This window comes from Lichenibacterium minor (assembly GCF_004137685.1).
Lineage (GTDB): Bacteria > Pseudomonadota > Alphaproteobacteria > Rhizobiales > Beijerinckiaceae > Lichenihabitans > Lichenihabitans minor.
The window spans coordinates 1-566 of record NZ_QYBB01000186.1; the positions used below are offsets into that span (position 1 = coordinate 1).

Sequence of the window (566 nt, forward strand, 5' to 3'; positions counted from 1 at the left end):
CGCGCCATCTGGGCGAGCCGCTGGATCGCGCCCTCGATGTCCTTGCCCGCCACCATCATCAGGTCGGCCATCTCGTCAACGATGACGACGATGTAGGGGAGCGGGGAAAGCTCCATCTCCTCCGTTTCGAAGATCGGCTCGCCCGTTTCGCGGTTGAAGCCGGTCTGGATCGTGCGGGTGATGACCTCGCCCTTCTCGGCCGCTTCCACCACGCGGGCGTTGAAGCCGTCGATGTTGCGCACCCCGACCTTGGCCATCTTCTTGTAGCGGTCCTCCATCTCGCGCACCGCCCATTTCAGCGCCACCACGGCCTTCTTGGGGTCGGTGACGACGGGGGTCAGCAGGTGCGGGATGCCCTCGTAGATGCTGAGCTCCAGCATCTTCGGGTCGATCATGATGAGCCGGCACTCTTCCGGGCGCATCTGGTACAGGATCGACAGGATCATGGTGTTGATGGCGACCGACTTGCCCGAGCCGGTGGTGCCGGCAACGAGCAGGTGCGGCATGCGGGCGAGGTCGACGATGACGCTTTCGCCGCCGATCGTCTTGCCGAGCGCGATGGCGAG

The 566-nt window shown here is 64.8% G+C and carries 1 protein-coding gene; it reads right to left on the bottom strand.

The genetic code is table 11. The features are described from left to right. Positions 1-566: FtsK/SpoIIIE domain-containing protein (locus tag D3273_RS27975; RefSeq protein ID WP_129230316.1), on the bottom strand; the 566-nt coding region annotated here is incomplete at both ends.